This is a genomic window from Polynucleobacter sp. JS-JIR-II-50 (assembly GCF_018687895.1).
Classification (GTDB): Bacteria; Pseudomonadota; Gammaproteobacteria; order Burkholderiales; family Burkholderiaceae; genus Polynucleobacter.
Genome location: NZ_CP061307.1, coordinates 1688302 through 1709251, shown reverse-complemented (window position 1 = coordinate 1709251; position 20950 = coordinate 1688302). Strand labels below are relative to the sequence as shown.

Genomic DNA, 20950 nt, shown 5'->3' with positions numbered 1-20950 from the left:
GCCTGAAAATAGAGCCATGAATGACTTGAATCCCGCGTTTCTGAAAGCCAGCGCAATGCCTGACGTGCAATCCACTTTGGATGAGCGCGCACTGCCTATTGAGCAAGTTGGTATTCGTGGCGTACGTCATCCACTGACCATTCGTAGCAAGACAGGTAACTTTCCATCGGTTGGAACTTTTGAGATGGATGTGGCATTGCCCGCCCATATAAAGGGTACGCACATGTCTCGATTCATGGCGCTTCTCCAAAAACAAGATGCGGCTGTGGATAGTGCGACCATTGTTGCCTTAGTACGCGATATGTTGCCTTTGCTCGATGCTAAAGAAGGCCACGTGCAATTTACTTATACGCACTTCGTTAAAAAAGCGGCACCGGTTTCTGGTGTAGAAAGCTTGATGGATTACGAAGTCACGTGGATGGCAACAGGGAAGCAAAATTCAACGAGCGCTGCTGACGTTGAATTGGGTTTGCGTGCACAAGTTCCAGTAATGAGTTTGTGCCCTTGCTCAAAAGAGATTTCTGAGTTCGGTGCGCATAATCAACGTTCACACGTCACTATGACGGTGGTATTGGATTCCGAGACGCAGATGACGGTGGAAGATTTAGTTGCCGCTGCTGAAAGTGAAGCTTCTAGTGAGTTATGGGGATTGCTGAAACGTCCTGATGAGAAGTGGGTTACCGAACATTCTTATAGCAACCCAAAGTTCGTCGAAGACTTAGTGCGTGATGTGGCCGGCAATCTCAAGGCAGATCAGCGTATTCGCTCTTTTGTGGTGGAGGCTGAGAACTTTGAATCTATCCACAACCACAGCGCATTCGCCAGAATCAGTCATCAGAAATAACAAGCAATCAGTCTATTTCAGATTATTGCTTTGCAAATCCCAGCGGGGTTTGATATCAAAGGCTCCAGATGTTGTGGAGCCATTATTTTTTTCGATCATGCGTAGCGCTCCAGCAAAAGCAATCATCACGCCGTTATCGGTGCAGAGTTCAAGCGGTGGGTAATGTACTTCAAAGCCATTGCGTTTTGCTTTGTCATTGAGCGCAGCACGTAGTTGCAAATTGGCACCAACGCCACCTGCGAGCACTAAATGTTTACAACCCGTTTGCTTGAGCGCTTTTTCTGACTTACTGACAAGAACCGCTACGATCGAGTCAACAAAGCTTCTGGCAAGATCCGCATGAAATTGTGCGACCTCCGAAGGATTCGCAATATTTTTTTCTGCAAACTTTTTCACTTGATTGAGGACGGCCGTCTTTAATCCCGAGAAAGAAAAATCTAAATCGCCAGAGTGCAGCATGGGTTTTGGTAAATCAAAAATGCCTGGGCGACCTTGCTCTGCCAATTTAGAAATAGCTGCGCCACCGGGGTAATCCAAGCCGAGTAATTTAGCCGTCTTATCAAATGCCTCTCCTGCCGCGTCATCCAAGGTTTCGCCAAGCAGTTCGTATTGACCAATCCCAGAGACCTTCATGAGTTGCGTGTGGCCACCAGATACCAGTAGGGCAATAAAGGGAAATTGAGGTGCTGTTTGACCCAAAAGCGGGGAAAGAAGGTGTCCTTCGAGGTGATGTACCCCTATAGACGGTAAATTAAGGCCTTGGGCTAGGGATTTAGCAAAAGCGCTTCCAACTAGGAGGGCGCCAGCCAATCCGGGCCCCTGAGTAAATGCCACGGCATCAATATCGGCCAATTTGAGGCCAGATTGGGCTAAGGACTGGTCTAAGAGCGGTAAAACACGACGAATGTGGTCGCGGGAGGCTAATTCGGGGACAACGCCCCCATAGTCCCGGTGCATGGCGATCTGGGAGTGCAAGCCCTGGCCCAATATGCCCTGGAAGGCCGGTTTACCGTCTTCCCAAGGCGTGGTGTTGTATAAAGCCACCCCGGTCTCGTCACAAGAAGTTTCTATTCCTAAAACAATCATTTTTTTACTTAGCCGTGCTAGAATCGCAATTCAGTTAATTTTTCGATATCTATCGAGCATATACGAGTTAAATAAGTATGACTACAGTCCGCCTCCGCGAAAACGAACCATTTGAAGTGGCATTGCGCCGTTTTAAGCGCACCATTGAAAAGAATGGCCTTTTGACAGACTTGCGAGCACGCGAGTTCTACGAGAAGCCAACGGCTGAACGTAAGCGTAAGAAGGCCGCAGCTGCTAAGCGCCATTACAAGCGTATTCGCAGCCAAATGTTGCCTAAGAAGCTTTACTAATAGAATTTAAAAGCTCTCCTCACCGAGAGGCTTTGAAACCCGCTGACGGTGAAACGCAGCGGGTTTTTGCTTTTTAATCACCATTATTAAATGTTCGACGTTTTATATTCAACATCAGGAATAAAGCCATGAGTCTAAAAGATCAAATCACCGAAGATATGAAAAACGCTATGCGCGCTAAAGAAGTTGAGCGCCTTGGAGCGATTCGTCTTTTGTTGGCGGCGATTAAGCAACGCGAAGTTGATGAGCGTATTGTGGTTGACGATGCTGGCGTAATTGCGACTGTTGAAAAAATGATTAAGCAACGTAAAGATTCGATCTCTCAGTTTGAAAAAGCTAATCGCGCCGATTTAGTGGCGATTGAAGCTGCTGAGATGGTGATTTTGCAAACCTACTTGCCTGCGCAGTTATCCGATGCTGAAGTAGAGGCTGCAGTAGCTGCTGCCGTTGCTTCGACTGGCGCTGCAGGCCCACAGGATATGGGTAAGGTCATTGGTGTACTTAAGGGTCAATTGGCTGGCAAGGCAGATATGGGTAAAGTATCTGGCTTGGTAAAAGCCGCATTGGCGAAGTAAGTAATTTCAGTGGCTAGCTAAGAAAGCAAAATCCTTTCATACTGGCTACATGGCGCTCATCCCACAATCCTTCATTGCCGATCTTTTAAATCGGGTTGATATCGTTGATGTGGTTGGGCAGCACGTTAAGTTAAAAAAAGCGGGTGCGAACTTTCAGGGTTTGTGCCCGTTTCATTCAGAGAAGTCTCCCTCATTTTCGGTATCGCCTACTAAACAGTTTTATCACTGCTTTGGTTGCGGCGCCCATGGCTCTGCCATTAGTTTCTTAATGGAGTATTCCGGACTTGGATATGTGGATGCTATTGAAGATCTTGCGCGTTCCGCAGGCTTGGATGTGCCTCGTGAAGAGCGCACTGCAAATGATGTAGCGAGACAGCAGCAAGCAATGGCATTGAGTGAGGTGATGAGCACTGCTGCAGATTGGTATCGCCAACAACTCAAAGGCAATACCAGGGCGGTCGAGTATTTAAAGGGCCGCGGACTTACCGGTGAGATTGCTAAGCGTTATGCCTTAGGTTATGCGCCTGACGGCTGGCAAGGTCTTGAAGCAGTATTTGGCACCTACTCTAATGATGAAGTTGCCAAGACCTTGCTCGAGGGCGGCTTACTGATTCAGGGTGAGCAGTCTGAAGGTGCAAATGTAAAGCGCTACGACCGTTTCCGTGACCGTATTATGTTTCCTATTCGCAATCCCAAAGGTCAAACCATTGGTTTTGGTGGACGGATTTTGGATCAAGGTGAACCTAAGTATTTAAATTCTCCTGAGACTCCATTGTTCTCAAAAGGTAATACGCTCTACGGTTTGTTTGAGGCAAGACAAGCGATTCGTGCCCAGGAATATGTTTTGGTGTGCGAAGGTTATATGGATGTTGTTGCCTTAGCGCAATTGGGATTCCCTAATGCGGTTGCTACTCTAGGCACGGCTTGTACTGCAAACCATGTGCGCATGCTGCTTAGACAAACCGATAAAGTAGTTTTCTCATTTGACGGTGACTCCGCTGGTCAACGTGCTGCACAGCGTGCACTTGAAGCATGTTTGCCACTCATGTCAGACGATAAAGAAATTCGTTTCTTATTCTTACCGACAGAGCATGACCCTGATAGCTATGTTCGTGCTTATGGTGCACCCGCTTTTGAGAAGGTGATTAAAGAGGCGATGTCTATCTCTAGCTTCTTCTTTAAGGTTGTTAGTGAGGGTCACGAGCAAACTACCCCAGAAGGTCGAGCCTATACCCATCATGCCGCTAAGCCGCTTTTACTGTCGATGCCTCCCATTGCTTTGCGTACGCAAATTTTGCGTGAGCTCGCGATTCGTACCAATACCACCCCTGCGGAACTAGAAGCATTTTGTGGTTTAACAGTAGCGCCTGCACCGGTTCGTCAAACTACGTATCAACCAATGCAAGCAAGAACGCAAGGCGGCCAAGGTAATCAAAATAATTCAAATACCTACGCAAGTAATGGCAATCGTCAAGGTGCGCCTTGGCAAGCATCCAAAGGTTCCGCAAAACGGGTTGCCACTCAAAATATCGAGCCACCCAAAGCGCCAACGGATTTAGCGGAGCAAATGCTGCGAGTGATTATTCAGTTTCCGCATTTAGGTAAAGCTTTGGATTCGAACAAGCGCGCGCTTGCATTGAAGGCGGCAGAGCAAAGATCTGTAAAGGCCCATGCTTTGATGCAAGATCTATTGTCACAGTGTGACTTGGTTGAGCTGATTCCGGGCGAAGGTAATAAACCAGCGATCGCTGGTGCCGGCGCATTTGCCATGTTCCAAGATCAACTCTCTCATAGTGAGTTGGCTCCTCTGTATGAGGTCCTGAGAAATCGGGTAATGGGTTCTGATTTGGAGTTAGAGGGTGCAGCCGCCGATCTTGAGGGGGCATTCAAAAAGCTGGAATTAACCCATCTCAAGCAAGAAATGACTGAAATCGCCCAAAAGATCTCTGGAAGCACCGCTTCCGAGCAAGACAAGGCCCGTTATCGGGAATTGGGCGAAAAGCTGAAATTCTCCTAAGAATTTACTGAAACACCCCTAGAAAACTCTCAAAATTACCCCATATTTTTAGGTGATGCGGGGGTAAAAAAGTCGCAATCGACTATAATCCTCTGTTCCCAAGAAAAAACCGATTTAATTCAGCCACTTGCGCTTTATTTTGATGAAATTTGGGGTAAGTGGGTAAGTGAATTACTACGGGGCTGTGTTTCATCAGTCGATATCAATAACAGTAATGTGAGTAAGTGCTAATAAATGCCGAATACCAAGACCAAAAAACCAGCTCCAAAAGCGAAAGCTCCAGCTAAACCAGTAAAAGCTGCTGCAAAACCAGCGGCTAAAGCAAAAGCTCCAGCTAAGCCAGTAAAGGCTGCAGCCAAACCAGTTTCTAAAGCAAAGGCACCAGCTAAGCCGGCCCCAAAAGCGAAAGCTCCTGCTAAGCCAGTAAAAGTTGCTGCTAAACCAGCGCCGAAAGCGAAAGCTCCAGCTAAGCCAGCCCCAAAAGCTAAAGCACCAGTTAAGCCAGTGAAGGCTGTCTCAAAGCCAGCACCTAAGGTTGCGGCTAAAGCACCAGCAAAACCAACAAAAGCAGTTGCAAAGCCAGCGGCAAAAGTACCTGCTAAGCCAGTTGCCAAAGCCCCTGTAAAAGCAGCAAAAGCAGAAGTCAAAGTTGAGCCGCTAAAAAAAGGTAAAGCTGCACCTGCACCTAAGGCTGAACCAATTAAAGAAGTAAAAGAAACCAAAGATAAAAAAGCCAAGGTTGCTGAAGTTGAGGCGCCAGTAGCTGAAGATGAAAAGAAGCGTGGCCGTAAAGCAAAGGCGGATGCCCCTGCGGAAAATGCAGAGCCAGTATTAACGGATCGTCAAAAAGCGCGTGAGCGTAAGGCTAAAGAGAAGGCGCTTTTAAAAGAATTCGCAGCACAGCAGTTGGGTACTGAAGAGCAGCAAGAATTACGTCGTGCACGCTTGAAGACCTTGATCAAGATGGGTATGTCCAAGGGCTATTTAACCCATGGTGAGATGAATGACGTGATGTCTGACGAGTTGTCTGATGCGGACGCATTAGAAACCTTGATTAGCTTGCTCAACGACATCGGCATTACTGTTTACGAACAAGCACCTGATGCTGAAACCTTAATTCTGTCTGACAACACAGAAGCTGCAGCTTCCGAAGAAGAGGCTGAAGAAAAGGCTGAAGCTGCTTTATCTACAGTAGATTCAGAATTTGGACGCACTACCGATCCAGTACGTATGTACATGCGTGAGATGGGTACAGTTGATTTGCTGACTCGCGAAGGCGAGATCGTCATTGCGAAGAAGATTGAGGCCGGCCTCAAAGATATGGTGATGGCTTTGGCTGCTTGCCCAGTAACGATTGCTGAGATTATGAGCAACGTTGACAAGATCGCTAGTGGCGAGATGGAGATTGACCAGTTTGTTGATGGTCTAGTTGATCCTAACGCAGAAGATATTAAGCTTGGACCTGAAGAGCCAGAAGTTGATCCGGATGCCGAAGAGGGTGAAGACGACGGTGGTGAAGATGAAGGCGGCGGTGGCGGTGGTGGCGCTGCAACGGCTAACGCTAAGCAATTAGAAGAGTTGAAGCAGATTTCTTTAGAGAAGTTTGCAATCGTACGCACACAAGCCGACAAGATGCGCCGTGCGTTTGATAAGGATGGTTATAACTGCCCTGCGTATCTGAAGGCACAAGAAGCAATTCGCGCTGAGTTACTTGGTTTCCGTTTGACAGCGAAGAGCGTCGAGAAGTTATGCGACACCATGCGCTCACAAGTAGACCAAGTATGGAAACTTGAGCGTGGCATCGTTAGCTTGTTGGTAGACAAAGTCGGCGTCAATCGTAGTGAAGTATTAAAAGACTTCCCTAAGATGTCTATGAATTTGACTTGGACTGAGAAGTTGCTCAAAGAGAACAAGCCTTACAGCGCGCTCTTGGAGCGTAACGTTCCGGCCATCCAAGAACTTCAGCAAAAGTTGATTGATATTCAGAAGAATGTTGTTATTCCACTTCCAGAATTAAAAGAAGTAAACAAGCAGATGATCGCTGGCGAGAAGCGTGCCCGTGAAGCGAAACGTGAGATGACAGTAGCCAACTTACGTTTGGTAATCTCCATCGCTAAGAAATACACCAACCGTGGCCTGCAGTTCTTGGACTTGATTCAAGAAGGCAACATTGGCTTGATGAAGGCGGTAGATAAGTTTGAATACCGTCGTGGTTATAAGTTCTCTACCTATGCAACATGGTGGATTCGTCAGGCGATTACTCGCTCTATCGCTGACCAGGCCCGTACAATTCGTATCCCTGTTCACATGATCGAGACGATCAACAAGATGAACCGTATCAGCCGTCAGATCTTGCAAGAAACTGGTCATGAGCCAGATGCAGCAACTTTGGCACTGAAGATGGAGATTCCTGAAGACAAGATTCGTAAGATCATGAAGATTGCTAAAGAGCCTATCTCCATGGAGACACCAATTGGTGACGATGAAGATTCTCATTTAGGTGATTTCATTGAAGACGGCAACACATTGGCTCCAGCTGAAGCGGCATTACATGACTCTATGCGCGATGTGGTGAAAGACGTTCTGGATTCATTGACACCACGTGAAGCAAAAGTATTGCGTATGCGCTTTGGTGTTGAGATGAGCACTGATCACACCCTCGAAGAAGTCGGCAAACAGTTTGACGTGACTCGTGAGCGTATCCGTCAGATTGAAGCTAAGGCCCTGAGAAAAATGCGTCACCCAAGCCGTAGCGACAAACTCAAGACCTTCCTCGAAGAAGATTGATCCAAGACTAACGGGCCCATAGCTCAGTTGGTTAGAGCAGAGGACTCATAAGAAAGAAGCCCAAGGGGTCTTGTAACAAAGACCTCAATAGATTCAAGAGGTTAGTGGTGAATTAGGTAGTCAAAATTGCTTACACACCGCTTACACACCAAGGTAAAAACCGAGGTGTGTAGTAAATGCGGTTTTAGTGTGGTTTTAAGAAGTAAAGCACCCCTCAAAAGGTGTGTAGTAAATGAAAGTTTTAGGGCCCATAGCTCAGTTGGTTAGAGCAGAGGACTCATAGCGAAAGTTGTGCCTTATGCGTGGAAACTGCATAAGGGATGGTGTCAAATTCGGAGAAAGCTAAATTCAGCCAAAAGCTGCACAAGCTAACGCCGAGCCAAGCTTCAGTATGAAAGTGCTGTTGAAGGTGTAGAGACTAGACGGCACCCACCTAAGTGCGCAAGCATATGGTGAAGGCATAGTCCAGGGAGTTAGGAAACTAACACAAACCGGAATCCTTTGGTCCCAGGTTCAAGTCCTGGTGGGCCCACCAGAAATGAAAATACCAACCTTCGGGTTGGTATTTTTTATTTGGCCATCGCTTTTTATTCCCCAAACTTAATTCATTTGGTGTAAATTTATTGTGTGCCTGCCTCATTTATTTTGTTAAATACTGAATCATCAGTTTAAAAAGGTGCCAACGTTGAATATTGATGTCAATCAAGTACTACTGAGAGAGCGGTACCCTGCGGGAAAATTTAGAGATGGTAAAGAGTATCCTGCAATTGATGAATTAAAACCATTGAGCTTATTAAATGCCAGCATTCCAAAGCTCTTTCAGTACACTGGCAAAGATGAATTATTACCACCACCTGAAAGATCTCGCCCCAGAAAAGAAGTGCTGGCCGCCACTTTAATAAAGGCTATTCAAGCTAAAAGTTATTGGGAAGAGGAGTGGATTAGTTTCTGGAGGGATCATTTCTCCGTCTATGGATATGAGCAGAATGTCGGTGCATTTCTTCCGCATTGGGAGAATGAAGTCATTCGGAAGAATGCTTTTAGCAACTTTCGAAAATTTCTAGAAGCTACCGCAACCCATCCCTGTATGCTGTATTACTTAAATAATAAAAGTTCTCGCGCGGGAAGTGCGAATGAGAATTACGCAAGAGAATTGTTTGAATTACACACTTTAGGACGTCATTCTTATTTAAATAATTTGTATGCTCAGTGGCGAGAAGTGCCCGGGGCGTTACAGGGTAAGCCAAAGGGCTATATAGATCAAGACGTATATGAAGCTGCTCGGGCATTTACTGGCTGGACGGTAGAGGATGGCACTGGTATTGGCGGCGGACAAAGTCTTCCAAAGACGGGCCAATTTATTTACCTAGAGTCGTGGCATGATAACTACCAGAAAAGAATTCTGGCAAATGAATTTGATCCCTATAGTGGCCCGATGAAAGATGGTAAAAAAGTATTAGACTTATGTGCATTTCATTCCGCTACCGCGCAGCATTTAATGCGAAAATTAATCAAGCGTATGATTAGCGATGAGCCGTCAGAAAAGATGATTCAAAGTGCGCATGCGGTATTTGTCGAGCATCGAAACGCGCCAAATCAATTAAGCCTTCTTTCTAGGCACATTGCAAAGCTAGCTTCATCGATACCCAAAGAAGGTCGTCAAAAAGTAAGAAAGCCAATGCGACTTGTTGCCGCTTTCGTAAATGCAGTAAACCTGCCATTTGATCTTTCTGAAGGAAAAATCATGCCTCAAGTCGAGTCCGCAGGGCCTGCTCTATATGGCTGGATTTCACCTGACGGTCCGCCAGATGGTTTGCAATGGAATCTATCTGCCGCATACCTCAAACAGAGGATCACCCTGATTCAGGGAGTTGCTGAAAATTGGTGGGGTACTGGCGAATGGAATCCTTTTGCTAATCTTCCTTCTAGCCCTACTTACACTCAACTTTTATCGCGTTGGGAAACCCCATTGTTTGGTCAATCAAGACCTGAGTTATCGCAAGCACTTATACGTTCACAGGGATTAACTGGAATTGAGCGGGTCAGTGATCCAAAAGTGGCAAGAAAAATGGTTGGCTATCTTGCTTGTTCACCGTCATTTCAGACCGAGGCAATTGAACCTGATTTTTACGCTGGGGAGAATATATGAATGTGAAATATATTGATCGCCGCACATTCCTAAAAATTGGTTTAGCCACCCCTCTATTTGGTATTAGTGACATTGCTTTTTCGCTTGATCAAAAAAAGTCTGCTGGTATATTGGTGCCCCCGCAGATGTTGCATCCCTTTATAGTCGTATTTTTGCGAGGCGGTGCTGATGGACTCTCTATTTTGTCGCCGCTCGAAGATGAAAATTTCTTGGCAGCAAGGCCACCAGAGATGCGTTTTTCTTTAGAAGTAAGCGGCGGTAGGGTCGAAGCAGGAGGTGCTAATTTATTTTGGCATCCGGAGGCGGCGCCTCTAGCCAATTTATTTGCCCAGAGAAAATTGATTGCATGGCCAGCATTAGGCATTATGGATGAGACTCGATCGCACTTTGAGGCTCAAGAAATTATGGAGCGCGGTATAAATTCCCTAAATACATTACCTGATGATTTGGGGTGGATGGCAAGGCAAATTATTGCGAAAGATCGATTTCAAAAGAACGCAATTCCGTTATTTGCTGGAAACAATAACTCTCCAAGGTCGATGCAGGGTGCCCATAGAGCGATTGCAGTTCGAGATATTCAAAATGGGATTGCATTGCCAAATAGCGTAGGAGGATTTAATGCTGTCAGTGCATTATGTAATGCGGACTCCAACACAGTATCTACGCCTTGGATGAAAGATCATCTGAGTAATTTAGATTTCATTAATCAAACCCTCACCAAAGGATCTAATAAACCGATCCCATATGAAAGCGCTGGGAAAACTGCTTATCCGAATGCTGATCCAGGCGTTGGGCTTCGATCTGTTGCTAGATTAATAGATGCGAACGTAGGTCTTCAGTATGCTTGGGTAGATCAGTCAGGGTGGGATACGCATGAAAATCAGCCCAGTAGGCTCAATGGACAGATTAAAAATCTGAGTACAAGTCTTGCGGCATTTTCTGAGGATATGGAAGCTAAAAAACAACCCTATACATTGGTGGTAATGACTGAGTTTGGAAGACGGTTGCGCAGTAATCGAAGTAACGGAACTGATCATGGCCATGGATCTCTTGGACTCATTATGGGAAGTAATGTTCCCGGCGGTAGGGTAATGGGGCAGTGGCCTGGGCTGAGTACCGAACGACTGGATCGAGGTGTTGACCTAGCTGTTACTACAGATTATCAAAAGTTTTTAAATCAAGCCTTCAGTTATCAAAAAGCGTAATCATGAAAATCAATAGATTTAAGGTTGCTACTTTTTTCTTTTTTCAAGTCATACGGGCTGCGTCAGCAAATGATGAAATCGGGGATGTGGATAAAGCAAGGGTATTTCCTGTTCAAAAAAATAACACCGTGATTCATAGTACCTCCAAGAATGAAGGGGATGCCAATGAAAGCCAGGCTTTGTCTTCCTCAACTCCAGCCAGTAAAGTACAAACCAAAGACACTAGTTTGATAATTAATGGCAATGGTGGCTCGACCAATCGCGCGGCTGGTGGTAATGCAACCCTACGAAAGCGTTTTAAATTTGATTAATTGGGAGATGTGTTTTTTATCGCACAAGTGCTTACACGCCGACGCTGACCACCCTCATACCCACTGTTTATATGGCTCTATCATGGGTCTCTGCTCTCATAATCCTTTGGTCCCAGGTTCAAGTCCTGGTGGGCCCACCAGCAATATCGACGACTTAGGGAGAAATTCCTAAGTCGTTTTTCTTTCTGTGACACAAAGCGTGTAAGCAACCTCAGCAGCAGTTCCTCGTCCAGCAGTCACAATATAACCCAGAGAAATCAGTAAATATAAATCTTATCAAGGGCATCTATAGTGAGACTATTGACTCGGTCACTGGGTTTAAAACCATCATTGATACCCGAGACTCTCATGGCCATATTGCCGGAGCTCGGTAATAATTGCTAATGCTGGTATGAGATTTAATTTAGTCTCTTTTGGGCTGTTACCAGTCGGCTGCCATAATCCTTGCTTAGAGTAAGGATGGGGTAATTGCCTTAAGGAACGGCGGCTAATACCTATTTAACTAAGTTTGGCCCAATCAAAATAGTAGGGATTGGTCTTTTAGGTCTTTTGAATTAACTGCTCAAATGCATTGATAAATGACTCGGGAGGCTGAGCACCCTGTAAAAGATATTGATCGTTAAGAATGATAGAGGGTACAGAGCTGATGCCTGCATTTGTATAAGTAGCTTCTTCATCCCGAACTTCCTGAGAAAATTCTTTACCCTGGAGTATCCCTTTGGCCCTTTCCTTATTTAGGCCAGAACGAGTTACTGCATCTATTAGATTTTTCTGATCATCTAAATTAACTGCCAGGCAAAAGTAAGTATTGAGCAATTCCTTTTTGAGGACTGCTTGCTTCTCTAGTCCAAACTCCTCTCCCGCCCAATATAAAAGACGGTGAGCATCAAATGTGTTGTACACCCTTTTACGACCTTCTGGATGAAATTCAAATCCTGCTTCCAACGCTTTAGCCCTAATATTGGCTTGATTAGATTTAACCTGATCGACTGTTAAGCCATATTTTTCTGTGAGATGCTCGATGGCATCTTGACCACCCAAAGGCATATTGGGATTGAGCTCAAAAGGATGAAAGTGCACCTCAAAATTAGCCCGATCACTTAACTGGGAAATTGCCTGATTGAGATTGCCTAGCCCGACAGCACACCAAGGGCAGGCTACATCAGATACATAGTCTATTTTGATCGTTGGTTTCATGAGCTTTATTCTACAGAAGCATATTGCTGAAGTATTTAGGAGTAACTAGACGCTAGGATTAGTGCTCCCAAGCATTTTGACTTTCAAAACTAAAGAGTAAGAAAGTGGTTTTCTTCGGATATCTACTCATACAGCTCTTTGGTTTTACCAAGGTAATTTTTCACCTGAGTAAGTCAGAAAGCTGCCTGAATCTTCTTTCTTCACATTTGCAAGGACATTAAACATGTCACTTACCGCCTCTAGGGGATCCCTGCCGATTTGCTGGCCGCGAAAAGGTTGTGACAATCCAGAGTTCACGGTGCCGGGGTGAAGGGCAATCAAAGCAATATTGGGCTTCGTTCTTGCAAATTCGATAGAGGCTGTTTTGATGATCATATTCAGCGCGGCTTTTGAAGCTCTATAGCTATACCAACCACCCAGTCGATTATCTTCAATGCTGCCCACCTTAGCAGAGAGGGTTGCCATAACTCCATGCTTTGGGTCCAAGAGTTTTGAGAAATGCTTGATTGTTAGGGCTGGACCAATAGTGTTTGTATTGAACATCTCAGCCAATTGAGTTGCATTTAAATCATCCAATTTCTTTTCAGGCATCCATTCTTCTGAATGTAATACACCAATAGTGTTGATGATCAATTGAAATGGCCCTAACTTAGCCAGACTTCTTGCAGAAGTTTCAATAGTCTGTGGATGATGGTAATCAATTGCATGAGCGGAGTTACGATGTATGCCAATTACCCTGGAGCAAGATGGATGATTCTGCAGTAGTTTTACAAAATGGGAGCCAATAGTCCCCGATGCTCCAATGACAAGTGCGCTAAATGGTTTTGGAAGTAAGCTCATCGCTAAGTATTAATTATTTTTCTGAATGTTAGGTTAATGCGGGGTTCAGCTATTGTTTTCGTTTTCAATAAGGCATGATGCCAAAATTCTTGAGTGGGTGCATGCATCATTAATGCGCTACCATTTTCTAGGAAAACTGAGATAGTTGTTTTATCCAGCTTGTGTCTAAAGGCGAACTTGCGCTTGGCACCAAGGCTCAGTGATGCAATAGGGGACGATGCATCAAGCTCTTTCTCATTATCGCTATGCCATCCCATACCGTCATCACCATCATGGTAAAAATTGAGTAGGCAAGAGTTAAATTCAGATTGAGATATTTCTTCTAGCCTAGCTTTTATCATTAATAGTTCGGGCGTCCATGCTTGAGGACTCTTTGTTATCCCAGAGTAGGTGTAGGAGCAAGAGGGCTCTCCCACCCAAGAAACTTGCCGGCGAGTAGTGATCGTTTTGCCAAACATCACCAGTCGATCAGATTCCCAAGCAAGAGACTCTTTCAGCTGATTCATTAATTGCGTGGTCTTCTGCTCAGAAAAGATGCCGGAATAGTAATGAGCACATCCATCCTTTGGTAGCAGGTTTAGGGTGCAATCGGCGGGGTTAGTTTCAAATAACGAACTTTGCATCATTGCTGGCGAGTGGTAAGCACTAATTCTCTAAAAACCCTAGAATAGTCTTAATTTCAATTTCTAGAGAAGGCATACCCATGAAAGCCCCAGATAAGCGATGCTGCGGCTCCGGTGTTTGCATCATTAATGATGTTGGCGAGTGCTGGTGTGGACAAGTTTGGGATGGGGAAAAAATGGCTGCCCCAAGCCTTACCTTGAACAAGTCAAAAGATCTGGCGCCTGACATCGGCAGGCAAGTAGATCAGAGTAATTCCGAGTCAAAATAAAGCAACGCCACTAGGAGGCATCCATGTTACAAAAACTTCGCATCAAACTCGCTCGTTGGATTCTGGGTAAGCATTGCCCTTGTTATCAAATGGGTTATCACACCATGGTTGATTTTCAGCAAAGAAGCGCTGATCAGCTAGCCAAAGAGCAAGAGCGTAAAAAAATTCATTAACCCTTTTTAGCTAATCATCTAATAGGTATATTGAGAATGAAGCGTTGGCAAATGCGAAGAAATTGTGCGCTGACGCCAAAGCAGCTACTACAGTTTTATATTGTTTTGGTCTGTCTTTCGCTGATCGTTGCAGCAGGCTTCTTTTTGGCAGGGGTATGGGTTATACCCATTTTTACCGCCCTAGAGTTAAGTGCGGTAACACTTGGATTTTTAATCTATTGCCGGCATGCCCTCGATTCTGAAACCATTGAAATTGAAGGCAAGCGCTTAATAGTCAAAAAATTTATCGGCTACAAGGAAACTGTTCATGAATTTAATACTCAGTGGGCAAAAATAGACTTGCCAACCGAGGAGTCAAAGGTATTCCACATCAGCCAATCTCATTTACGAGTCGAGTTAGGACAGTTTTTAAGGCGGGAGCAACAGTTGCCTTTGATTGCTGCCGTTAGAGCCCATCTAGGGTGATCAAAGTAACGAGAAAAATGCTGTATTGCTATGTACGACACTGTACCCATCCCTTGAGAAGAATTCTTAAGACCGATAACTTCAACCATAAATGAAATAGGGTTAATGAATGTGCTGCAGCACAAGTTTGGAATCAGTTTCATACTAGCCTTAATAACATTTTTATATCCAAAAAACCATGGAAGTCACAAAAGCAGTTAAGTCAGCACTCAACACTTTGGTTGATATTGCAAGTCATTCTGTCAATGGACAACTTGTAACTGTCCCAGAGATTTCAAAAAGGCAGCATATATCGATTAGTCGTCTTGAGTTGTTGCTACGCCCACTTAGGGAGTCAGGACTTGTGATTGGCATCAAAGGCCGATCTGGTGGATATCAGCTTTCAAAGGATCCTCGAATTATCACCATTAAAGATATTGTTTTGGCGATGAATCAGATTAAGAAGAAAAAAGTTGAAGTAGCGGATATTGCTAAAGAGCTTTATCAATCACTTGAGACTTACATGATGAGTTGTATTTCAAATGTTACTTTGGCTACTGCAATCAAAGATTACATTCCACGGTTTAGTGAAGTTCAAGCGGCCCCTGAGCGAAAGCCTTATTTGCCGGTTGACCCTTTAATGAATGCTGGGCGAGAAAAGAAGCAAAAGAGGGAAGTTCAGAGGGCAGTTAAAACTCCCTTTAAACAAGTGGAGAATATCCCTCGCGGTCCTAACTCAATCTTTAGCTTTGCTGAATATTTGAATAGAGATACCTCTACAAACTAAATAAATCCAAGACCTCTAGCGTGGACGTTAAGCCGCACTCATACCCTGATTTAGCATTTGTTGATATTGAAACCACGGGGTCGAATTTTGAGCGTGATCGAATTACAGAGATAGGGATTAAAACCCTGGCAAGTCATGAGATTCATGTATGGGAAAGGTTAATTAACCCCCAGGTCTTTATTCCACAAAACATTCAAAAACTGACGGGCATAGTCCCATCCATGGTCGAGTCTCAACCATGTTTTTCTGAGATCGCTAAGGAGTTGGCAAAAGAGCTTCAGGGAAAAATATTTGTTGCTCACAATGCTAGATTTGATTATGGGTTTATCAAAGCCTCCTTTAAAAGAATCGGAATTGACTTTAAGCCAAAAGTTTTATGTACAGTAAAACTCTCCAGATTGTTGTTTCCAGAGCAGCCTCGCCATAATCTCGATACTCTTATTAGTGCCCACGGCCTGAAAGTGGGTGCTAGGCACCGTGCACTTGGCGATGCAGATCTACTGCTTCAGTTTTGGCGAGTGTGCGAATCCCAATTTGGGTTTGATAAATTAAATCAGGCAATTAACCAGCTGATTGGCAACCCTAGTCTTCCTCCAAACATTGATCAGCATGCAGTAGATTTAATTCCGGATGGCCCAGGTTGTTATATCTTTTATGGGGATAACAAGATCCCACTCTATATTGGTAAAAGTATCTCGTTACGCAGTAGGGTGATGGGACATTTTCAGGGGGCATTAACACAGCGTAAGGAAATGAAGCTTTCGTTGCAAGTTCGCGACATTGATTGGATTGAGACTAGTGGTGAGTTGGGCGCCTTAATTCTTGAATCCAAATTAATCAAAGAGCGCATGCCTGTAATGAATATCAAGCTTCGTAAATCTAAGGATTTATGCGCATGGCGTTTGGAGGAAGATGCATCTGGAGTCCTTGTTCCCCAGCTGGTTACACACCATCATCTTGCCCCCGGCTTGCAAGAGAACTTATACGGTTTGTTTTATAGCAAGCGAGAGGCGCACTCTTACTTAAAAGCGATTGCAAAAAAACATCACTTATGTGAAGCGCTATTAGGGCTTGAAAAAAGATTGGACGGCAAATCTTGTTTTGGGTATCAGGTGAAGCAATGTGAGGGAGCTTGTCTCAATCTCAAACCGGTTGCCATGCACAATCTGCAATTGAGGACGGTAATGGACTTATTCAAGGTGCAGGTATGGCCTTATTCCGGAGCTATTGCCATTAAAGAGGGTGATGAGATGATCGTGGTAGATAGGTGGTGTTACCTGGGTACCGCTATCAATCACGATGAACTTCATGAATTGGCTGAGTTTGGAGAAGGTGATTTTGATCTCGATATCTATAAGATATTGAAAAAAGCCCTGGCTGGAGCTTATAAAAATAAAGTGATAGAGCTCTGATTTGAGGGCCTATTCAGCATCAACTCTATTTGCTTGCTATGCTTAGCTATGTTTGTATATATGAAATGTCCTAAGTGAATATTAATTCTGATTACAGCAAGAAAGTTGTTGTAAACCACCATGACTTACCATGGGTTCCTAGTCCCGAGCCTGGGGTTGAGCGTCGCATGCTCGATCGTATCGGTGATGAAGTAGCAAAGGCAACCTCTATCGTGCGCTATCAACCAGGAGCCCAATTTAACACTCACGCCCATGAATTTGGTGAGGAGATTTTGGTTTTAGATGGTGTCTTTAGTGATGAGACAGGAGACTACCCTGCCGGCACCTATCTCATGAATCCCCCCGGATCCTCTCATGCGCCATTTAGTCAAACTGGCTGCACTCTGTTTGTGAAGCTACGACATCTGGGTCCAGATCAAGTGGAGCGAGAGGTCATTAATACCAAAACTGCTCCTTGGTACCAGGGTATGGTTCCAGGTCTTAATGTAATGCCACTAATGCAACAAGGCAGCGGATCTACTTTAGTTCGGTGGGCTCCTCAGACCTATTTCAATCCCCATAAACATTACGGCGGTGAGGAAATCTTTGTGGTTGAAGGCGTATTTGAGGATGAGCATGGGCGCTATCCTGCTGGTTCCTGGATCAGAAGCCCTCATATGAGTCTTCATCAGCCTTTTAGCAAAGAAGGCTGCACTATCTTTGTAAAGACTGGTCATCTACTCGACTGATGCGGTGACGGTAATGGTGTTGCGGGAGATAATAGCGCTCATGTCATCTTTCGCACTATTTTGGAATCATCCCCATGGAAATTAAAGTCAATTTTCTCGATAAGCTTCGTCTAGAGGCAAAGTTTGATGACTTTACGGTCATTGCTGACCAGCCAATTCGATATAAGGGCGATGGTTCTGCCCCAGGGCCGTTTGATTACTTCTTAGCCTCATCTGCTTTATGCGCAGCTTACTTTGTAAAGCTGTATTGCGAAACTCGGAATATTTCTACCGAGAATATTCGGCTCTCACAAAACAATATTGTCGACCCAGAAAACCGCTACAAACAAATCTTTAAAATTCAAGTTGAGTTGCCGACCGATATTTCAGCAACTGATCGACAAGGTATTCTGCGCTCAATTGAGCGTTGTACGGTTAAGAAGGTGGTGCAGGAAGGCCTCGATTTTGTTATTGAGCAGGTTGCTAATCTTGATGCTGATGCGCAGAGTCTATTGACCTTAAAGCCTGACGTTAGTGCTAGCACCCATATTCTGGGTAAAGATCTGCCCCTGGAGGAAACGATTGCCAATATGTCGGGTCTTTTGGCTAATCTTGGTATTAAGATCGAAATCGCTTCGTGGCGCAATCTGATTCCCAATGTATGGTCATTACATATACGTGATGCGCATTCCCCGATGTGCTTTACCAATGGTAAAGGCGCAACCAAAGAAAGCGCTTTAGCTTCTGCTCTGGGCGAATATATCGAGCGCTTGAGCAATAACCATTTTTATGCAGGTGCATATTGGGGCGAGGATATTGCTAATGCAGAGTTTGTGCATTACCCCAATGAGCGTTGGTTCAAGCCTGGCAAAAAAGATGCATTGCCCACTGAAATTCTAGATGAATACTGTCAAAACATTTATAACCCAGATGGAGAGCTAAAAGCTTCACATCTAGTGGACACCAATTCCGGTAATGTAGAGCGCGGCATCTGTTCATTGCCGTACGTGCGGCAATCCGACGGCGAGACTGTATATTTTCCATCCAACCTGATTGAAAATTTATTCGTCAGTAATGGTATGAGTGCTGGTAATACCTTAGCCGAAGCCCAGGTACAGTGCTTGTCAGAGATTTTTGAGCGAGCAGTAAAGCGTGAAATTCTGGAAGGCGAAATTGCATTACCGGATGTACCGCAGGAAGTGCTCGCGAAGTATCCCGGCATTCTGGCTGGTATTCAGAGTCTAGAGGAGCAGGGTTTCCCGGTATTGGTTAAAGATGCATCACTCGGCGGCATCTATCCAGTCATGTGCGTCACCTTAATGAACCCAAGAACAGGTGGTGTCTTTGCCTCATTTGGCGCACATCCAAGTCTTGAAGTTGCCTTAGAGAGAAGTTTGACTGAGTTATTGCAGGGCCGTAGCTTAGAAGGCCTGAATGATTTGCCCCCACCTACCTTTGCCAGCGAGGCTGTGACTGAGCCCAACAACTTTGTGGAGCACTTCATTGATTCCAGTGGCATTGTGTCTTGGCGCTTCTTCAGCGCCAAATCAGATTATGAATTTGTAGAGTGGGACTTCTCTAGCAGGGGTGAGGATTCGAATGCTAAAGAGGCACAAACTCTGTTCGGTATTCTGAAAGAGATTGGCAAAGAGGCTTATGTAGCTGTCTATGATCAACTGGGCGCAACAGCTTGTCGAATCTTAGTGCCTGGCTACTCTGAGATCTACCCAATTGAAGATTTGATTTGGGACAACACTAATAAGTCTTTGCTGTTCCGCAAGGATGTTCTCAATTTATCCCAACTAGACGATGCTAGTTTATCTGCACTTCTGGATCGTTTGGAAAATAACGAGCTAGATGAGTATGGCGATATCGCCACATTAATTGGCATTGAGTTTGATGAGAATACCGTTTGGGGTCAACTTACTGTTCTCGAGCTAAAGCTGTTGATTCATCTTGTTTTAAAGCAATTTGAGGAAGCACATGAGCTAGTGGGTGCCTTTCTTCAGTTCAACGACAATACAGTAGAGCGTAAATTGTTTTACCAAGCCCTAGATGCTGCCCTTGAAGTTCACCTAGATGATGAATTAGAGATGTCAGACTATGAATCGAACTTCCGCCGTATGTATGGTGATGCTAGGATGGATGCCGTTTTGGGTTCAATCGATGGCAGCGTTCGTTTCTGCGGTTTAACGCCAACGAGTATGAAGTTAGAGGGGCTAGATAGGCACCATCGTTTGATCGATAGCTATCGTAAGCTACATAAGGCAAGAGCTAGTAGCGCTAAAGCTAAATAAAGTTAAGGAATCTTGATGAAGACATTAACTGCTGCCGAGGCAATTACCTCACGTATGTCGGTAAGAGCTTTTACAAAAGAAGCCGTCTCAAAAGAGATCATCCTCAAGCTGCTCGATATCTCTGCGCGAGCACCCTCAGGTACCAATACACAACCTTGGAAGGCCTATGTTGTAGAGGGTGAGGCACTTGATAATTTATGCAAAAAGGTATGCGCTGCTTATGATGACATTGCACTTAATCCCGAGTTGGCGAAAGAATATCAATCTGCATACGACTATTACCCCACCAAATGGTTTAGCCCTTACATAGATAGACGTCGTGAAAACGGTTGGGGCTTGTATGGTTTATTAGGGATTACTAAAGGCGATAAAGACAAGATGCATGCTCAGCATCGAAAAAACTTTGAGGCATTTGGTGCGCCAGTTTGCATCTTCTTCACTATCGATAAGGAGCTTGGTAGAGGCTCGATGCTTGACTATGGAATGTTCTTGCAAAATATGATGGTTGCTGCCAGAGGTGAGGGTTTGGATACCTGCCCACAAGCCGCTTGGAATGATTACGCAAAGATCATCCTGCCTTGTGTTGGTGCGAAAGAGAATGAGATGCTTGTGTGCGGTATGGCACTAGGATATGCCGACAAAAACGCCTTAGTGAACAGTTTTCACACTCCCAGAGTCAGTGCAGAGGAATTTACTACCTGGGTAAAGTAGGGGCGCCTAACCCTTTATTGCTAATGATTTTTGGAAGTTTCTAGTTAATTCCCCTAAAAACTATATGGGAAAATTAGAATTTAATTGCCCAATAAACCTCATTTAAAGGCTTGAAATGGGGTTTTAGAAAATATATGTTGCTTTGCAACAAAAATATCTTGCTTTTGGAAAATGGCGATCTTAAAATGGTGCATCGCAATAAAAAACCCTCATTTACTTTAAGTTA

20 protein-coding genes are annotated in these 20950 nt (G+C 44.7%); 16 read left to right on the top strand and 4 right to left on the bottom strand.

Annotation, left to right across the window (positions count from 1 at the left end):
- Positions 1-16: 16 nt before the first annotated feature.
- The gene (folE2, locus tag FD963_RS08520) at positions 17-844 is read left to right on the top strand and encodes a GTP cyclohydrolase FolE2 (RefSeq protein ID WP_215361926.1); all 828 of its coding nucleotides are present in this window, start codon (positions 17-19) and stop codon (positions 842-844) included.
- Positions 845-856: 12 nt separating this feature from the next.
- Here the strand turns inward: folE2 and tsaD are convergent, their stop codons facing one another.
- The gene (gene tsaD, locus FD963_RS08515; protein ID WP_215361924.1) at positions 857-1930 is read right to left on the bottom strand and encodes a tRNA (adenosine(37)-N6)-threonylcarbamoyltransferase complex transferase subunit TsaD; all 1074 of its coding nucleotides are present in this window, start codon (positions 1928-1930) and stop codon (positions 857-859) included.
- Between the two features lie 77 nt (positions 1931-2007).
- Between tsaD and rpsU the strand changes: the two genes are divergently transcribed.
- The 7 genes from rpsU to FD963_RS08480 all read left to right on the top strand — a co-directional run bounded on the left by rpsU (position 2008) and on the right by FD963_RS08480 (position 11264).
- Entirely contained in the window at positions 2008-2220 is a 213-nt protein-coding gene (gene rpsU, locus FD963_RS08510; protein ID WP_011903537.1) for a 30S ribosomal protein S21, read from the top strand.
- A gap of 128 nt (positions 2221-2348) precedes the next feature.
- Positions 2349-2795 carry a GatB/YqeY domain-containing protein gene (locus FD963_RS08505; protein WP_215361922.1) on the top strand — a complete coding sequence of 149 codons (447 nt, stop codon included), beginning with the start codon at positions 2349-2351 and terminating at the stop codon, positions 2793-2795.
- 49 nt (positions 2796-2844) lie between these two features.
- Positions 2845-4812 (top strand): DNA primase, encoded by a 1968-nt coding sequence (gene dnaG, locus FD963_RS08500; RefSeq protein WP_215361921.1) that lies wholly within the window; start codon positions 2845-2847, stop codon positions 4810-4812.
- Between the two features lie 234 nt (positions 4813-5046).
- Positions 5047-7599: an RNA polymerase sigma factor RpoD gene (gene rpoD / locus FD963_RS08495; RefSeq protein WP_215361919.1), complete on the top strand. Its 2553-nt coding sequence runs from the start codon at positions 5047-5049 to the stop codon at positions 7597-7599.
- Between the two features lie 676 nt (positions 7600-8275).
- On the top strand, positions 8276-9748 hold the full coding sequence (locus FD963_RS08490; protein WP_215361918.1) for a DUF1800 family protein: 1473 nt from the start codon (positions 8276-8278) through the stop codon (positions 9746-9748).
- Positions 9745-10953, top strand: coding sequence for a DUF1501 domain-containing protein (locus tag FD963_RS08485; RefSeq protein ID WP_215361916.1), 1209 nt, complete (start codon positions 9745-9747; stop codon positions 10951-10953). The genes FD963_RS08490 and FD963_RS08485 overlap by 4 nt, the downstream gene beginning before the upstream one ends.
- Positions 10954-10955: 2 nt before the next feature.
- A complete protein-coding gene (locus FD963_RS08480) occupies positions 10956-11264 on the top strand; it encodes a hypothetical protein (RefSeq protein WP_215361914.1) in 309 nt (102 codons plus the stop codon).
- Positions 11265-11804: 540 nt separating this feature from the next.
- Here the strand turns inward: FD963_RS08480 and FD963_RS08475 are convergent.
- From FD963_RS08475 to FD963_RS08465, 3 genes are all read right to left on the bottom strand, one after another.
- The gene (locus FD963_RS08475) at positions 11805-12461 is read right to left on the bottom strand and encodes a DsbA family oxidoreductase (protein ID WP_215361913.1); all 657 of its coding nucleotides are present in this window, start codon (positions 12459-12461) and stop codon (positions 11805-11807) included.
- Positions 12462-12605: 144 nt separating this feature from the next.
- A complete protein-coding gene (locus tag FD963_RS08470) occupies positions 12606-13301 on the bottom strand; it encodes an SDR family NAD(P)-dependent oxidoreductase (protein ID WP_215361911.1) in 696 nt (231 codons plus the stop codon).
- Between the two features lie 2 nt (positions 13302-13303).
- Positions 13304-13807 carry an alpha-ketoglutarate-dependent dioxygenase AlkB gene (locus FD963_RS08465; protein WP_251367216.1) on the bottom strand — a complete coding sequence of 168 codons (504 nt, stop codon included), beginning with the start codon at positions 13805-13807 and terminating at the stop codon, positions 13304-13306.
- 197 nt (positions 13808-14004) lie between these two features.
- On the opposite strand from FD963_RS08465, the gene FD963_RS08460 reads away from it, so the two are divergent.
- The 8 genes from FD963_RS08460 to FD963_RS08425 all read left to right on the top strand — a co-directional run bounded on the left by FD963_RS08460 (position 14005) and on the right by FD963_RS08425 (position 20724).
- Complete coding sequence (locus tag FD963_RS08460; protein ID WP_215361907.1) at positions 14005-14193, top strand: hypothetical protein; 189 nt, start codon at positions 14005-14007, stop codon at positions 14191-14193.
- A gap of 23 nt (positions 14194-14216) precedes the next feature.
- Positions 14217-14366 (top strand): hypothetical protein, encoded by a 150-nt coding sequence (locus tag FD963_RS08455; protein ID WP_215361905.1) that lies wholly within the window; start codon positions 14217-14219, stop codon positions 14364-14366.
- A 36-nt stretch (positions 14367-14402) separates the two neighbouring features.
- Entirely contained in the window at positions 14403-14831 is a 429-nt protein-coding gene (locus FD963_RS08450; protein WP_215361903.1) for a DUF2244 domain-containing protein, read from the top strand.
- A 178-nt stretch (positions 14832-15009) separates the two neighbouring features.
- Positions 15010-15597: an Rrf2 family transcriptional regulator gene (locus FD963_RS08445; RefSeq protein ID WP_215361901.1), complete on the top strand. Its 588-nt coding sequence runs from the start codon at positions 15010-15012 to the stop codon at positions 15595-15597.
- Between the two features lie 20 nt (positions 15598-15617).
- A complete protein-coding gene (locus tag FD963_RS08440; protein WP_215361899.1) occupies positions 15618-17009 on the top strand; it encodes a 3'-5' exonuclease family protein in 1392 nt (463 codons plus the stop codon).
- A 74-nt stretch (positions 17010-17083) separates the two neighbouring features.
- Positions 17084-17737, top strand: coding sequence for a cupin domain-containing protein (locus tag FD963_RS08435; RefSeq protein WP_215361897.1), 654 nt, complete (start codon positions 17084-17086; stop codon positions 17735-17737).
- 74 nt (positions 17738-17811) lie between these two features.
- Positions 17812-20013 carry an OsmC domain/YcaO domain-containing protein gene (locus FD963_RS08430; protein ID WP_215361895.1) on the top strand — a complete coding sequence of 734 codons (2202 nt, stop codon included), beginning with the start codon at positions 17812-17814 and terminating at the stop codon, positions 20011-20013.
- A 15-nt stretch (positions 20014-20028) separates the two neighbouring features.
- On the top strand, positions 20029-20724 hold the full coding sequence (locus FD963_RS08425; protein WP_215361893.1) for a nitroreductase: 696 nt from the start codon (positions 20029-20031) through the stop codon (positions 20722-20724).
- Positions 20725-20950 lie beyond the last annotated feature (226 nt).